The 16,317-nt window shown below is 35.0% G+C and carries 14 protein-coding genes; all 14 read left to right on the top strand.

The features are described 5' to 3' along the window. Nucleotides 1-64 precede the first annotated feature (64 nt). The 14 genes from AC2A07_RS18720 to AC2A07_RS18655 all read left to right on the top strand — a co-directional run bounded on the left by AC2A07_RS18720 (nucleotide 65) and on the right by AC2A07_RS18655 (nucleotide 15,786). Nucleotides 65-1,144: a glycoside hydrolase family protein gene (locus AC2A07_RS18720; protein WP_484051638.1), complete on the top strand. Its 1,080-nt coding sequence runs from the start codon at nucleotides 65-67 to the stop codon at nucleotides 1,142-1,144. 299 nt (nucleotides 1,145-1,443) lie between these two features. Next, on the top strand, nucleotides 1,444-2,514 hold the full coding sequence (locus tag AC2A07_RS18715; RefSeq protein WP_484051637.1) for a formimidoylglutamase: 1,071 nt from the start codon (nucleotides 1,444-1,446) through the stop codon (nucleotides 2,512-2,514). A gap of 4 nt (nucleotides 2,515-2,518) precedes the next feature. After that, nucleotides 2,519-3,517 carry a glycosyltransferase family 2 protein gene (locus AC2A07_RS18710; protein ID WP_484051636.1) on the top strand — a complete coding sequence of 333 codons (999 nt, stop codon included), beginning with the start codon at nucleotides 2,519-2,521 and terminating at the stop codon, nucleotides 3,515-3,517. Nucleotides 3,518-3,621: 104 nt separating this feature from the next. Beyond that, nucleotides 3,622-4,755, top strand: a complete 1,134-nt coding sequence (locus AC2A07_RS18705; protein WP_314492765.1) for an MraY family glycosyltransferase — start codon at nucleotides 3,622-3,624, stop codon at nucleotides 4,753-4,755. A 29-nt stretch (nucleotides 4,756-4,784) separates the two neighbouring features. Continuing rightward, nucleotides 4,785-5,624: a polysaccharide biosynthesis/export family protein gene (locus AC2A07_RS18700; RefSeq protein ID WP_484051635.1), complete on the top strand. Its 840-nt coding sequence runs from the start codon at nucleotides 4,785-4,787 to the stop codon at nucleotides 5,622-5,624. A gap of 2 nt (nucleotides 5,625-5,626) precedes the next feature. Further along, nucleotides 5,627-8,125, top strand: coding sequence for an exopolysaccharide transport family protein (locus AC2A07_RS18695; RefSeq protein ID WP_484051634.1), 2,499 nt, complete (start codon nucleotides 5,627-5,629; stop codon nucleotides 8,123-8,125). Between the two features lie 209 nt (nucleotides 8,126-8,334). Beyond that, complete coding sequence (gene porG / locus AC2A07_RS18690; protein WP_484051633.1) at nucleotides 8,335-9,228, top strand: type IX secretion system protein PorG; 894 nt, start codon at nucleotides 8,335-8,337, stop codon at nucleotides 9,226-9,228. A gap of 6 nt (nucleotides 9,229-9,234) precedes the next feature. Then, complete coding sequence (uppS, locus tag AC2A07_RS18685; protein WP_484051632.1) at nucleotides 9,235-9,984, top strand: polyprenyl diphosphate synthase; 750 nt, start codon at nucleotides 9,235-9,237, stop codon at nucleotides 9,982-9,984. 26 nt (nucleotides 9,985-10,010) lie between these two features. Next, nucleotides 10,011-12,551, top strand: a complete 2,541-nt coding sequence (gene bamA, locus AC2A07_RS18680; protein WP_484051631.1) for an outer membrane protein assembly factor BamA — start codon at nucleotides 10,011-10,013, stop codon at nucleotides 12,549-12,551. A gap of 4 nt (nucleotides 12,552-12,555) precedes the next feature. Next, nucleotides 12,556-13,107, top strand: a complete 552-nt coding sequence (locus AC2A07_RS18675; RefSeq protein WP_314492748.1) for an OmpH family outer membrane protein — start codon at nucleotides 12,556-12,558, stop codon at nucleotides 13,105-13,107. A gap of 73 nt (nucleotides 13,108-13,180) precedes the next feature. Beyond that, entirely contained in the window at nucleotides 13,181-13,684 is a 504-nt protein-coding gene (locus tag AC2A07_RS18670) for an OmpH/Skp family outer membrane protein (protein WP_484051630.1), read from the top strand. Between the two features lie 68 nt (nucleotides 13,685-13,752). Then, a complete protein-coding gene (locus tag AC2A07_RS18665; protein ID WP_484051629.1) occupies nucleotides 13,753-14,238 on the top strand; it encodes an acyl-CoA thioesterase in 486 nt (161 codons plus the stop codon). Between the two features lie 2 nt (nucleotides 14,239-14,240). After that, nucleotides 14,241-15,101 carry a dTDP-4-dehydrorhamnose reductase gene (rfbD, locus tag AC2A07_RS18660; RefSeq protein ID WP_484051628.1) on the top strand — a complete coding sequence of 287 codons (861 nt, stop codon included), beginning with the start codon at nucleotides 14,241-14,243 and terminating at the stop codon, nucleotides 15,099-15,101. Nucleotides 15,102-15,108: 7 nt separating this feature from the next. Then, entirely contained in the window at nucleotides 15,109-15,786 is a 678-nt protein-coding gene (locus AC2A07_RS18655) for a hypothetical protein (protein ID WP_484051627.1), read from the top strand. Nucleotides 15,787-16,317: the final 531 nt, after the last annotated feature.

Here is a 16,317-nt window from a genome sequence, read left to right as displayed (position 1 = left end):
AACCCCTAAAGCGCAGGATACTTGATCAATATGCAACGACTAATTTAGTTGTAAATTAGAATCAATGGGCAAATCTGGCGACATCACAAGAAAAGATTTTTTAAAACTTTCAGGTTTAGGAATGATGGCGTTAGCTCTGAGCTCATTTACCGGGTCATTGGATTTTTCGGACCAGCCTTATTTCAAATTAAGAACAATCGGGCGACAATTTTCTTTAGAAGGATACTATATTTGGTGTTCCTCTCCAATTTGGGGTGACGATGGAAAGGTCCATCTCTTTTATTCAAGATGGAAGAAAGAAAAAGGAATGGGAGGCTGGCTTAACGGTTCTGAAATCTGCAGAGCTGAATCAAACTCACCATTTGAAAATTTTCAACATAAACAAGTGATTCTTGCGCCTAGAAATGGCGATTTTTGGGATGCAACCACCTGCCATAATCCTTTGATTAAAAAAGTAGATAATCAGTATTGTCTCTTCTTCATGGGGAATTCGAACGGAAAGACCAATACCAAAAGAATAGGATTGGCTACCTCAAAAAGTCTTAATGGAGATTGGACAAGACCTGATCAACCTCTGCTTCTTCCGGGAGAACATGGTGCGTGGGATGATCACTGTACGACCAATCCCGCTTTCGTAGAAGGAAATGATGGCAAATATTGGCTGTTTTATAAATCCTGGAATACAGAAGAATATGAATCTCAGAAAGGAAATGTACGAGGAAACCGGAAATATGGACTAGCCAAAGCTGTTTCTCCAATGGGACCCTACAGTAAAGTTTCTGAAAACCCGGTAATTGATTTTTCTTCTTTGCCTGATAATGCTCAGTTGGAAGACGCTTTTATCTGGAAACAAAACGGGAAATTTCATATGATAGCCAGAGATATGGGATTTTTTAATCATGAATACGGTTTGCATTTGACGACAAAAGACGGAATCACGTGGACAAAACCTGAAATTGCTTATCTCAATATGCAGCATTATATCAAAGAATCAGATCCTCCCAAACATCTGAAACGTTTTGGACGGCTCGAACGTCCGATGATTTTAATGAGTAAAGACGGAAAAAGACCTCAATATTTATTTGGTGCCACACAGGGAGGAAAATTTGAAACTTCTACATCATTTGTATTTCAGATTTTGTAAACATATCAACTTTCCGAATTTTAAAATAGTGATAAGGTTAATCTGTAAAACAATATTTTATCATATAAGTGAGTGAATCTTTTCCTGATTGTCAAAGGTTACAGAGCTGAACCTATTGTGAGCAAAAATTATCTTACTTAAATCGACTTTTTGTGATCATGATGTTAAAAATTTTTAACTAAATTTTAATCAAATGTGCTGTGAAACTGTATTTTAATTCTAAAATCTAAAATATGAATTCTAAAATCTGCTTACTCATTTAATTTTAATATTTTTGAGCTTTAATAAGTATTTGAAGTATGGATTTTGAAGATTTTATCATTTCGCCAAGAAATTTCAGAACAGAAAACTGGCAGATTGGCAGCCAGGTTATAAAGGAAATAAAGGAAGACGGTATCGTATTGCTTTTCGTTTCAGATTACAGGGGTGCTGGTGGTGATGCTGAAGTTCAGGATTTTACTGCCATCAGAAAAGAATTTTATCAGCTTTCCAGACTTGATTTTGAAATTCCAATTGTGGATTTGGGAGATTTGGTTTCCGGGAAATCAGTGGAAGATTCTCATTACATTTTACAGGAAGTACTCTCTGCCTGTCATTACAAAAGAGCGATTCCTGTAATTATCGGCGGGTCCAATGATTTTGCTTTTTCACTGTTTTCGGGATTGAATTTACATAAGAAGGATATCAGTTATACGCAGATCAGCAATATTATTTCTTTAAAACAAAGCGAAGGTATTGATGAACATTCTTTTTTAAGCAAGATCTTAGGGTCAAAAAATTTCTCAATCAGGAATTATCATCATTTAGGATATCAGAAACATCTGAATGAAACAGATTCTGTAAAACTGATTAAAGAAGTAGAATTTGATATTGTAAGATTGGCTGAAATGATGAACTCTACTGAAAAAACGGAGCCGTTCTTCAGAAAAGCAGACTTGGTAACAGTAAATTGTGATGCTGTTGAAAGCTTTGGCGATGCCTTCTCAATAAATCCTCAGGTCAACGGATTAAACAGAAGAGAAATATGTGCTTACATGAAGGAAGTCGGGTTAAGCGAAAACCTGAAATCAGTAGGGATTTTTAATTACAATATTTATTCAGGTAATCAGGGAAACCACCAGCTTTTAGCACAGATGATCTGGTATCTTATTGAAGGAATAAACATCCAGCAATCACATCCGAAAGAGAGACACTATGAAATGTTCTATGTTCTGATTGAAGACAGACAATATGCATTTAAACGGGATACCTTCAGCAATCTTTGGTATTTCGGTGACGATGACAATATCGAAAACTGTATTCCGTGTTCGAGAAGTGATTTTGATGAAGCCAAAAAAGGCTGGCTGAGCGCAAGGTTCACAAAAATATGAAAATATGGGAATCTCTTTAAAAATCTCTATCATCGTTCCTGTTTATAATGTGGGCAATTATTTGGCAAAATGTCTGGATTCACTTATCGGGCAGACGTATCAGAATATTGAGGTTTTGGTAGTAAACGATGGAAGCAAGGATCATTCAGAAGAGATCATTCAGGATTATGAAAAACGATTTCCTGAAAAAATAAGAGCTTTTAAAAAGAAGAATGGAGGATTAAGCGATGCCAGAAACTTTGGAATCGAACAGGCTACCGGAGACTATTTCGGTTTCGTAGACAGTGACGATTATGTGACATATGACATGTTTGAAGAAATGATCAGTCTCGCAGTAAAACACGGTGCTGAGATGGTTATCTGTAATATACAGAAAGTTGATGAGTATGGAAATGTAAGTCAAAAACTCACCCAGATTCCAAATATGCCGGAGAAAATAGATCTTGAAGATCATTTTTCAATATTTTCAGATTTAAGTTATTTTGCATGCAACAAATTATTCAGTAAAGAACTTTTCAACCGGAAAAGATTTAAAAAGGGTGTTCATTTTGAAGATATCCAATTGATTCCGCAATTATTGTTAACGTGTAAAACAATTGCCCAGACGCAGAATTTTCATTACCAGTATCTTGAGCGTACAGATTCTATCTCAAAAAGTCATACGCAAAAAGGACTTGATATTTTAAAAGCAGTCGAAGATGTTGAAGATTTCTTTAAAAAATCAGTTTATTCTAATAGAGATAAAGAGCTGAAAAACTTCCAGATTTTGGAAGGGGTCTATACTTTTATTGCATATCTGGCATTTGTAAAAGATGAAGATGTTTTTTACAAAATGTCCGGAAAATTAGACGTTTTCAGACGGGAACGGAACATTAATTTTAAAGATATATTAATATACAGTCGTTTTGGTAAGAATTATATTTTATCTTTGTCCCTGAAAAAAAAAATATTTTATCTTCTTTTTTTTGCAGGACAGAAAAAAATGATAAGAAAATTAATGTAAACACAAATGGAAAGCAAATTGTCATATAGGATTAACTTGTTGACAATGATTTCATTAAGACTTTAAGGTCAACTAATTCCATAAAGTACTTAAATAGAAAAAAAATGAAGAATTTTGAATGGTTCCTATATAATGCTGGAATTTCTATTTTTTTTGTAAAAATAGGTCTTGGTTTCTTATTCTCTTTTTTAATCACATTTTTTTCTATTCCTACGATCATAAAAATTTCCAGAAGGAAAAACCTGATGGATGAGCCGGGTGTGAGAAGTTCACATCTGCGAAAAATTCCTAATTTAGGAGGAATTGCTATTTTTTTCTCAATAGGGATCTGTACCTCTGTCTTTGCATACGAACTTTTTGATTTATATAAATTTTTGTTCGCTTCACTCATCGTCCTGCTGTATGTAGGCGTGATGGATGATATTGTAGTCATGAGAGCTTATAAAAAGCTGGTAGCGCAGGTTGTGGTTTCGGCATTTATCGTTATCGGATCAGATATCAGGATCAGGAATCTTTTTGGTATCTGCGGAATTTATGAGATCAATTATATCATAAGTATCATTGTTACTATTATTACTTTTGTCATACTGATTAATGCTTTCAATCTGATTGATGGAATTGACGGACTGGCAGGAGGGTATTCTCTGATATGCAGTGCCCTTTTCGGGATAAGTTATTATCGTTTAGGAGCATATAATTATCCTTTGGTGGTTTTATCAGTTGTTATTATAGGTTCTGTTCTCGCATTTTTATATTATAATCTATCCAATTACAGGATGGCAAAAATATTTATGGGGGATACGGGCTCTATGCTATTAGGTTTTTTGCTTGCATTTACCTGTATCTGCTTTATTGATATTTTTATTGACCGAAAGCTTCCGAATGTACCAAGATATCATCTGAAATCTGCACCTGTAATTGCAGTGGCTATTTTGATACTGCCCATTGTTGATACTTTAAATGTAATTCTCGTCAGGCTCTGGAACAAAAAATCTCCTTTTGAGGCCGATAAAAATCATATTCACCACAAACTTCTTAAGCTTGATCTTACTCACAGAAGATCCAGTTTTTATATTATAACGTACTATCTATTTATTGTAACAGTCGCTTATTTCCTCAGGCATACTGATGTAAATCTTCTGTTAATCACTGTTTTATTATTAGGATTTATGGGCGCATATCTTCCTGATATGTTTTATTTGATAAGAAATAACAATAAATTAAAAAGTAATAATTAAATTTCTATTTTTGCAAACTACATTTAATTATGATGAAAATCTTTAAGTATTTATTATTTTTAACCTTGCCGTTTGTATTATCTTCCTGCTTAACAACAAAGGATGTTAAATACATGCAGCCCAGTGAAAGCCTGGTAATTAATGAAGAAGGGCTGATTCCATATAATATTCCTGTTTACAGAATTACAAAAAACGATATGCTGACGCTGAATATCGTTACAACTCCAAAAGGAGATGCTGCTCAATTTTATTCATCGTTAAATACATCTGTTAACGGGCAAAATAATTTCAGCGTGACAGGAGGGACTGGAACCGGTGGAAATGCTGTAATTTATTTCAATGGACTGAGGGTTGACTCTAAAGGAGATATTAATGTTTTCGGTATTGGTTATATCAAAGCAGAAGGCCGGACAATTGAAGATGTCAGGGCAGATATTCAGGAAAAGGTAAATGAAAATTTTCAGGAAGGTAAATCTGATGTCAGACTGGACACCAATGGGATTACTTATTATATTTTAGGAGATATTGAAACAACAGGGCTTACCGGTGAAAAAGTAGCCCACAAAAATACATTGACACTTACCGAGGCTATTGCTATTAACGGAGGACTAAACAGAACGGTTGACCGAAAAAACATTGTCATACACAGAAAATATCCTGAGGGAATTAAAATTGCAAAAATAGATCTTACCCGTGAAGATGTTATGAATTCACCCTACTATTATGTTCAGAACGGAGATGAGATTTTACTTTCTACACAAAGAAGAAGCTTAAATGGCTTTGGAAAAGATCCTGTACAGACTATAATCAGCGGGGTTTCTGTCATTACAACTGCATTATCCATTTATCTACTCCTTAAAAACCTATAATTATGATTCCAGGAAAAGATACTGCCGTAGATAAAAATGCTGCTCAGAAAGAGAGATTCGGATCTTTTGCACTGTTTGATATTGAATATTTCCTAAGAAGACTTCTGAAAAACTGGTATTGGTTTATTATTATGCTTTTTATAGGGTACAGTATTTCATGGTTTTATGGCAAATACTATGCACAAAGCATTTATGCATCAAATTTGTCTTTAAGTATCTCAAATAATACTGCAAGTTATTTTACACCAAGTCAGTCAATTAATTTTATTTGGGGACAAAACGGTAATCAGGATGGGATTTACTTAAAAAAGATGCTTCTGTCAAGATCTCACAATGAATTTTTGGTAAAGGAACTTAATTACTACGTTAACTATCAGACAAAGGGTTTTATCAAATCTACATATCTTGACAGAGATGATTCTCCTGTATTTTTAGAAGTTGACAGAAAACATCTTCAGCAGGTTAATTATCCTATTACTATCATCCCAAAAGGTGGGAATTCTTACGAAATAGTTTTACCGGAGGAAGGTGAATCTACCAATCTTTATTCATATGACTATGAAGGTTTTCAAAACATCAGCAGTTTTACAAGACCCACTGATAAAATAATAAAAGTCAATGAATGGTACACTTCTCCAAATTTAAGATTTAGGTTATTACCCAATCCTGTAGCCCCAAAAATAAAATTAGAAAACATTATTGTTAATCTTACAACGGTAAACGATGCTGTGAATGGTATAATAGGTACAGTAGGGGTTGACTTTGATAAAGAAATTAATACCATTATGATTATAACCAAAACAGGGTATAATCTGAATAGTACAGTTAATTTTTTAAATAAATCTGTAGCAGAACTGCAGAAAAAGAGGTTTAATGATAAAATTAAAGTTGACCAGAACACAGAAGTATATCTGAAGGAAAGTTTAGGGGAAATCAGAAAAAAACTTGATTCCAGCGGTGCAGTCTTAAATTATTTAAAAACGTCTGAAAAATTATATGATATTAAAGACCGTGATGAAAAATCACTTTCCAGAATCAAAGATCTTGATGCAAAAAAGGCAGATATTTTAAGTAAGATGTCATCTTTGAGTACAATCAGAAATTCTGTGGAAACTCAAAATTTTGATAAAATGATCAGTCCGTCTGCTGCAGGTTTTGATGACGGATTATTTTCTGCTACAGTATCCGAATTGAAGGCTTTATACCTTAAAAAAAGAGAATTATCCGCGATATATACCCCGAACTCAGAGCCTATAAAAGAAATCAACAGGCTCATCAGCGACGCAAAGCAAAATTCAGCAGGTTCATTAAGGAATGTGTATAACATCTATACGGAGCAGCTAAACAAAATTGACCAACAGGTTGGTGAAGCCAACTCGGACTTATTGACTTATCCTGAAAAACAGAGAAAATATCTGGATGCTGAAAGGGGATATAATATGATTGAAGCAACTTATAACAGTTTATTGAGCAGACAGAACGAAAGCCAGATGAGACTGGCAACCAATCAATCTGACATGACCGTTATTGATCCTGCAAAGAATCTGGGTCAGGGTCCGATTGGACCTAATGTAAAAGGTACTCAGATGGCCATTATTGGAGGAGTACTTGCATTGCCGTTCTCAATTATTTTAATTGGCGGGCTGTTAGACAGTAAGATCAGAAATATAAAAGAACTTCTGAGTGCTACAAAAATTCCGCTCCTTGGAGTTATTGGGAATAATAGTACTGAAAATATGCTTACCGTTCTTGAATCACCAAAATCTTCAGTTGCCGAAGCTTTTAGAGGGATTAGAGCCAATATGCGGTTTTTATCAAACGAAGATGGTAACAGCAAGGTCATTTTGGTCACCTCTTCTGTAGGAGGTGAGGGTAAAACTTACGTTTCGATCAATCTGGCATCAGTTTTAGGTCTAAGTGATAAGAAAACAATATTGATGGGGATGGACCTTAGAAAACCTAAAATCTTTGGAGACTTTAATATTGATAATAAAAATGGGATTTCCAATTACCTCACCGGTGAGGTATCAATTGATCAGATCATTAATAAAACAAATATTCCTAACCTGGATGTTGCTACATCAGGACCAATACCGCCAAACCCCTCAGAGCTTTTGATGAGTGATAAAAATATTCAATTAATCGATGAGCTAAAACAGCGATATGACTTTATTATTATTGACTCACCGCCTGTTGGGCTGGTAGCAGACTCTTATGATCTGATGAAACATTCAGATGCTAATTTATATGTAGTCCGTCATGAATATACAGAAAAGTATATGCTCAAGATGATTACCGAAAAATACCATAATGATGAGATTAAACACCTTGGTTTTGTTTACAATGATTATGTGGTAAAACAGGGTTACGGCTATGGTTACGGCTATGGTTATGGCTATGGTTACGGTTATGGCTATTTCGACGAAGATAAAAATTATAAAGAGCCGCTGTTCATCAAAATAAGAAACTTTGTTACAGCGCGTTTTAATCAAAATAAGTAACATCAGGCGTCTGGTGAATAGGGTTAGCTGTTACAAGAGAAAATAGAATCTGTTAAAAAAAGAATAAATTTGCCTGTTTGCCGTTTACTTTATAACAAATTATGTTTTTTTGTTTATTTTTAACGAAACATTAAGGTTATCATTAATATAAAAATGTTTTATATTTGCAAAAATTAATTTTTAAAATAACCATAAATCCATATTCTTCTATGAATAAAAAATTATTGTTTAGCTTCCTTACCCTCTTAGGTACAATGGTAAGTTTAAAAGCACAAAGAAATGAATTGGGAATTCGTCTCGGGATGAGTAATTTAGTAGGTGACATAGGAAAAACCAATTATATTCTGCAGCAGCCATTGGATTTTGACAGAGTTTCTGATTGGGGAGTTCCTTTTTATGGTGGTTTGTTATATAGATTTAATTTTAATCCTCATCAGACTGTAAGAGTAGACTTAGGGTATAACCAGATACAGTTTAGTGATAAAGCTGCCAAAGAAGAATATAGAAGAAATAGAAATTCATTTGGTAAAAACAATGTATACGAAGCAAGTATTGTGTTTGAATACAATCTTTTCCCTGTAAATAATGAGCAGTTAAGTATGCTGAGTCCTTATATTTTTGCAGGTTTTGGAGGCTTGATGTTTGATGCGCCAAAAGCTGTATTAACTCATGACTTCAGAAGGAATGTCGATGGTGTGGCACAGGCCCCTGTTGATGAGTTAGATTTCACAACCACTACACAGTATACTATGGGTAGGAAAACAACCGCTCATATCCCTTTTGGAGTGGGTCTGAAATACAAATTCAATCATGGCTGGGCAATTTTTGCAGAAGCCACATTCAGATATACTCTGACTGATCAGCTGGATCACAGTAAAATATTAGGTAAAGATGTTATTTCAAATTACAATGCTGATATTTTAAATCCTGCTACAGGGGGATCTCTTCTGCAGACAGGAGATTATTTTGCGGTTTCTAAAGAGAGAGAGGCAGCTTTTATAAATGGTCGGTCAATAGGTGATACAGAATCAAGAGATTGGATGAATACTTTCAGTTTAGGATTGACCTATTCTTTTGGAAGACCACCATGTTATTGTGATTAATTATTTATGTCATTGATTAAAGATAAAATAGATTCCGAGAATTTACCGCAACATGTAGCCATCATCATGGATGGTAACGGAAGATGGGCGAAATCGAGAGGTGAAGAGAGAACGTATGGGCATAAAAATGCGATTAATGCTGTAAGAAATGCAATTAATGCTTGTAATGAAATAGACATACCTTATCTCACGCTTTATACATTTTCCTCAGAAAACTGGAAGCGTCCTACTGATGAAGTAAACACGCTGATGACTTTGCTGACCGAAACGCTGCTTTTGGAAGCCGAAGAGATTTTCAGTAAAGGACTGAGAATGCATGTGATCGGTAATTTGGAAAAATTACCGTCTTTGGTAAGAGAACAACTTTTGAAGGTTGTAGAGCTGACAAAAGAAAACACAAAGGGGAATTTGGTTTTAGCCATCAGTTACGGCTCTCAAAACGAGATACTGAATGCCGTTAAAAATATCAGTGCCGATGTAAAAGAGGGAAAAGTTGATATTGAAAATATTAATGAAAAATTATTTGAAAATTATCTTTATACTAAAGATTTCCCACCTGTAGATTTGTTGATAAGGACCAGTGGCGAAATAAGGGTAAGCAATTTCCTACTGTGGCAGATCGCCTATGCAGAACTGCAGTTCCTTAATATTTTGTGGCCGGATTTCACAAAAGATATCTTCTTCCAATGTATTGTAGATTATCAAAACAAGGAAAGAAGATATGGCCTCACGGGCGAACAAATACAAATCCAGTAAATTAAGAAAAGAAAGATTACGATAAAATGAAGTTTAGACTATTACCCATCATTATGTTTGCTGCTTCTGCACATTTTTATGGACAGGTGACACCACAAGACAGCACAGCAGTAAATACTACTTCTGTTCTTGCGGAAAATCAAACAGGAACTTACACTCTGAAAGACATTGTTGTTGATGGGGTAAAAAAATATACACCGGCGCAGATCTTGAGATTTACAGGGCTTACCAAAGGTGAAGAAATTGATATTCCGGGACAGAAAATCAGCAACGGAATCAAAAAACTTTGGGATTCCCAATCTTTCTCTGAAGTTGAAGTATACATTGAGAGTATTGAAGGCAAAACAGTTGTTTTGAAATTTTATCTCCAGGATTTAAAAGATCTTGGCGAAGTCAAATTTACAGGAAGGGGGATCGGAAAATCTAAAAACGAAAAGTTAGCGAAGGACAACAACCTGAAACCTGGAACAAAAATTACTCAGAATCTTATTTCAAACCTTAAAACAAATATCCCGAAGGATTATGTGAAAAAAGGTTTTGCTGATGCAAAAATCAGCATTGAAGACAGAGTTAATGCGGGTGATCCCAATTTGGTGGACTGGACGATTAATATTGATAAAGGAAGAAAAGTAAAAATCAGCCATATTGAGTTTGAGGGTAACGACAATGTTACAGATGCTAAATTAAGGAAAAAAGCATTTAAAGAAACCAAGCAGAAGAGATTTGGTATTGGCGGTATTTTAAAATCTTCAAAATTTATTGAGGAGAAATATCAGGAAGATAAACAGAATTTGGTTAATTATTATAATTCATTAGGGTACAGAGATGCACAGATTGTTTCTGATTCAGTATGGAGAAATAATAAAAATAACTATGAAATTAACGTAAAATTAAGTGAAGGCAAAAAATATTACATCGGAGATATTACTTTCACAGGAAATACCGTATATGCTACAGAATATCTTCAGAGAATTCTTGGATATAAAAAAGGAGACATATATGATGCTGTAGGATTCAACAAAAAAGTCGGGATAGACGGTGGTAAGGAAGACGATTCTGATATCAAATCGATCTATATGAATAACGGTTACCTTTTCTCTAATGTAACTCCTGTAGAAAAATCTGTTTCCGGAGATAATATCAATCTGGAAATAAGAATCAATGAAGGAGAGCAGGCTACCTGGAACAGAGTAACATGGGAAGGAAATACTACGACCCATGATCACGTTATTTTAAGAGCTTTAAGAACAAAACCGGGAGAATTATTTAAGAAAACAGAAATCAAAAGAACGTATTTTGACCTTGCAGGTATGACATTTTTCGATCCGCAGCAGATCGGACAGGATATTCAGCCAAACCAGCAGGATAATACAGTTGATATCAATTGGACACTTGTTGAAAAAGGATCTTCTCAAGTTCAGCTGCAGGCAGGTTATGGAGGAAATAGCTTCATCGGAACTTTGGGATTAACATTTAATAACTTTTCGCTTAGAAATTTCCTTAAATTCAAAGACTTCAGGCCGGTTCCTCAGGGAGACGGACAGACTTTATCTATTCAGGCACAGGCAGGACAGTATTTCCAGAATTACGGAGTCTCATTTGTAGAACCATGGTTATTCGGAACAAAACCAACAGCTCTTTCTGTAAGTTTAAATAATTCGAGAGTAAACTATAATCAGGTATCAGGACCGGATCAAAGATTAAATATTTTTTCTGCCACAGTCGGACTGAACAGGTTGTTGAAATGGCCGGATGATTATTTCTCTCTTTATACAGGTCTTCAGTATCAAAAATATAACTTCAGCAATTATCCGTTCGAATTTGGGGATACTACTGAATTATATGGTAATGCAAATAACTTAAGTTTAAATATTGGTTTAAGCAGAAATTCTGCAGGTATTGATCCTATTTTCCCGACAATGGGTTCAAATATTGAATTATCAGGTAAGTTTACACCGCCATATTCATTGTTCAGCAATAAAGATTACTCTACAATGTCTCCTACAGATAAATATAAGTGGATGGAATTCTATAAAATCAAATTCAAGGCCGATGTTTACAACGAGGTTGCGGGTAAATTGGTTTTAAGATCTTCTGCGGAAATGGGATTCATGGATGGGTATAACAAGCAGTTGGGAGCTCCGCCATTTGAAAGATTCTATGTAGGTGGTACAGGACTTTTTGGAGGAAGATTTGATGGTAGAGAATTAATCCCGTTGAGAGGTTACGAAAATGCTTCCACTTATGGTGGAACTATAGATGATATTACCCAAAAAGGTGGAGGTACTATTTACAACAGATTTACGTTAGAATTAAGATATCCGATTTCAATGAGTCAGACAGCTAAAATCTACGCATTAACATTTGCAGAAGGTGGTAACGTATGGAATTCATGGAGCAATTATAATCCTTTTCAATTAAAAAGATCTGTCGGTGTAGGGGTGAGAGTTTATATGGGAGCATTTGGATTGATCGGATTTGACTTCGCTTACGGTTTTGATAAAACTATTTTAGGTACAGAACCTTCAGGAACGAAGACCCATTTCTTAATGAACCAATCTTTATAATATAATGAAGAATTTTAAAATACTTTTCACATCTTTAGCAATTCTGCTTTTCAGTTTCAGCAGCGCACAGAAAATTGGCGTGGTTGATACCAATTATATTTTGGGCATGATGCCGCAATATAAAGAGGCTGAAGCAAGGTTAAATTCACAGATCGATACCTGGGAGCAGGAACTTCAGAGTTTACAGGCTGAATTTGACAAGAAGAGATCAGCTTTTGAAAATGAAAAAGTTTTATTGGTAGGCGATCAGTTAAGGTTAAGAGAAAAGGAAGTAATGGATTTGGATAAAAATATCAAAACCACTACAAGTTTAAGATTCGGAAAAACCGGTGAGATCAGTCAGTTGAGAGCAAACCTGGTTGAACCGTTTCAGGATCAGATCTGGACAGCCATTAAAGCAATGTCCGAAAAGAACGGCTTAGGCATCGTTTTTGATAAAAGCAATGACGTCAACGTTATTTTTCTTCAGAAAAGATATGACTATACAGATAAGGTACTTGCAATTTTATTGAAAGGAACTGAAGACAAAGAAAAAAAATCTAATAAAAAACAGTAAATTTAATTCTTCAGAATTAACTTTTGCCTAAATTTAAAATCTAAAAACAAAATTAATTATTTATTATCCCGTTATGAAAAAATTAAGTGTATTATTTGCAGCAGCGATGATGGTTGTATCTGTAGGTATGGCAAAGGCTCAAAAATTGGCTACTATGGATGTCGCAGGTATTCTTAATGCAATGCCAGAAAAGAAAAAAGCTGATGCAGATTTGACAGCGTTCGTTAATGCTAAACAAGCTGAAATAAAGAAAAAAGGTGAAGCTGCTCAAGCTAAGTATGCGCTTTATCAAAAAGAAGCTCCTACTAAAACCGAAGCTGAAAACAAAGCAAGAGGTGAGGAAATGCAGAAACTTCAGGAAGAAATGGCTCAGATGGAAGATAGAATGAGAAAAGATGCTACTGCTAAGCAGGATGCTCTTTTTGAGCCTATTGAGAAAAAATTAATGGATGTTGTAAACAAAGTAGCGAAAGCCAGCGGTTATGATTACATTATGGATGCAAACTCTACCGGTCTTGTTTACAAGAATGGTCCTGATGCAACTGCAGCTGTGAAAAAAGAATTAGGTCAGCCTTAATAGTGATATTAACAAAGATTTATAAAAACTACCACTTCTATTAGAAGTGGTTTTTTTATTTTTGCGCTATGGAAAAAGAAGTATCAACGACGGTGAAAATCAGATTCAGCGACTGTGATCCCATTGGGCATCTGAATAATGTAAAATATTTAGATTATATGTTCAACGCAAGAGAAGATCATGTCGAAGAATTTTATGGTTTCACCTATGAAGAATATACAAAGAAAACCGGTTGTACATGGATAGCGATCCAAAATGAAATCGCCTATTTACGGGAAGTCAGATACAATACTCAGGTGGTGATCAGCAGCAAGACCATAGAAATTCAGGACAGAACGGCAAAGGTCGAAATTTTAATGAAGAGCCTTGACGAAAAAACCATTTATGCTGTTTTATGGGTAACCGTTATTTATTTTAATATAAAAACTAGAAAATCAGAAGTTCATCCAGAAGATATAAAAGATACCTTTCATAAATTCTTTGTAAATTTAGAACAGAAAGATTTTCAGGGCAGAGTTAAGTACTTACGATCGCAAAACGCAAAAAATTCATAAAAATGAAAAAGATATTGGTAATAGGAAGCAATGGTCAGTTAGGAAACTGCCTCAGGAAAATTGCTCCCGATTTTGAACTGGATTATGATTTTATTTTCACTGATTCACAGACTTTAGATATCACAGATGAAGATCAGGTTAAAGATTTCTTTGCTGAGCAAAAGCCCGAATTCTGTATCAACGCTTCTGCATATACTGCTGTAGATCTTGCGGAAAAGGAAAAGGAAAAAGCATTCGCCGTTAATGCATACGGAGTGGAAAATATCGCAAAAGCATGTTCCGATCATCTGACTGTTTTTATTCACGTTTCGACAGACTATGTTTTTGACGGGGAAACCAACTTGGATTATTCTGAAGATGATTTTACCAATCCTATCGGCGTATACGGAGAATCCAAAAGAGAAGGAGAAGAGCTCGCCTTAGAGGCAAATCATCAAACGGTCATTTTGAGAACCTCATGGCTGTATTCGGAATTCAATAAAAATTTCGTAAAAACAATGTTGAATCTTTTTCCTCAAAAAGATGAATTGGGAATTGTAGGTGACCAGTTCGGACAGCCAACTAATGCAAATGATCTTGCAGAAGCCATCCTGGGAATTATTGAAAACCCTGAAAAAACTTTTGGAATTTTCCATTTTTCAAACTATCCTGAAACTACATGGTTTGAGTTTGCAAAGAAAATCGCTGAGTTTTCAAAATCATCTGTAAAACTTAATTCATTAACTACAGAACAGTATCCGACTCCCGCAAAACGCCCAAAAAGAAGTACAATGTGTCTGGATAAAATTGAAGAAGTCTACAAGATAGAACCTAAGCATTGGGAGAACAGCCTTGAAGAGTGCGTTGAAATTCTTACCAAATAATTGACAGATGAAAAATTTGATTATTCCAGTTTTGGTTTTCTTCGTACAGATGATCAGTGCACAAAATGTATATCTGACTAAAGTCGAAAAAACCAATAATAATACAGATGAATTTCTTTATCATATTACAGAAGAAATAAAGGAAGCCGAATATTTGGGTGAAATTGAAGTGCAGGGATTTTCAAAGGATGATGCCGCAGTTTTTGCGCAGATACACAAAAAGGCAAAAGAAGTGGGAGCCAATGCATACACTGTAAAACCATTCGAAAATGTTGATGGAAGCACTAAAAAATTTGATGCCTCAAACTACAGACTGCAGCTTTATTATCTTCCCTCTGAAAAATTTGTGCAGGACAATGCTGATATGTATCTTTTTGCGGCTTCTGCCAAAGATCAGAAAATTAATATCAACAGAAAAGATTATAATCTTCTTCCCCGGACTTATTTGAAAATACCTTTGGTTTCCGGAGAAATATATACGGTATCTACGAAAAAACTCTTGGGGTCTACCATAAAAGTGCAGAAAGGGGCTAAAAATTCAGATCAGTATTATCAGATTTCTTCCGCACGATTGGGTAACAGCAGCCAAAACGACGGAACGCTTCACTTAAAATCGGGAGATATCATCGGTTTGGAAAAATCATTTGCTGAATTCCTATCAGTAATCTATCAGGAAATAAAATAGTATTCCCTAAAATGGATTAAAAAACAATTTTTGCCTCTGATTTCAGGGGCATTTATTTTTAGGAGCTTATTCGTGCTTTCCGCTGTATCTTTTTCTCCTGGCTATCTTCGATCCGTTTTAGAAAAAGGATGCCGCTACAATCCCGGCTAGGGAATCGGTTAAGAAATGATGTTTGGTGATCGTCAAAACTTCTTCACTTCATTTCAAAGCCTTTTGACCGCACAACAACATACCTTATAATCAGTCTTCCCCTGAAAAGTAGTCATTTATACTATATATATAATACAAAATATAGTAGGAACCAGCTCGAACGAACAACCATTGTCTTACTTTTCTCAGTGAAACGGCTTTGTTTACCTTACTATGCAGCATAATGTCACCAAACCTTAGTTTATCCTGGCGTTAAATAATACAAAATACCCCATTCAAAATGCTGTCTATCCTTACTATCCCGTACATTTCGCTACTTGTCAGACTTCGTCTTCTTCAAAAACATGTTTATGTTTAAAATTTTTCCTTCATGTTTTCAGT

It is taken from the genome of Chryseobacterium sp. HNCC26DJ238 (genome assembly GCF_057180465.1).
The sequence above is the reverse complement of the archived record's forward strand: the minus strand, read 5'-3'. Positions and strand labels throughout refer to the sequence as shown.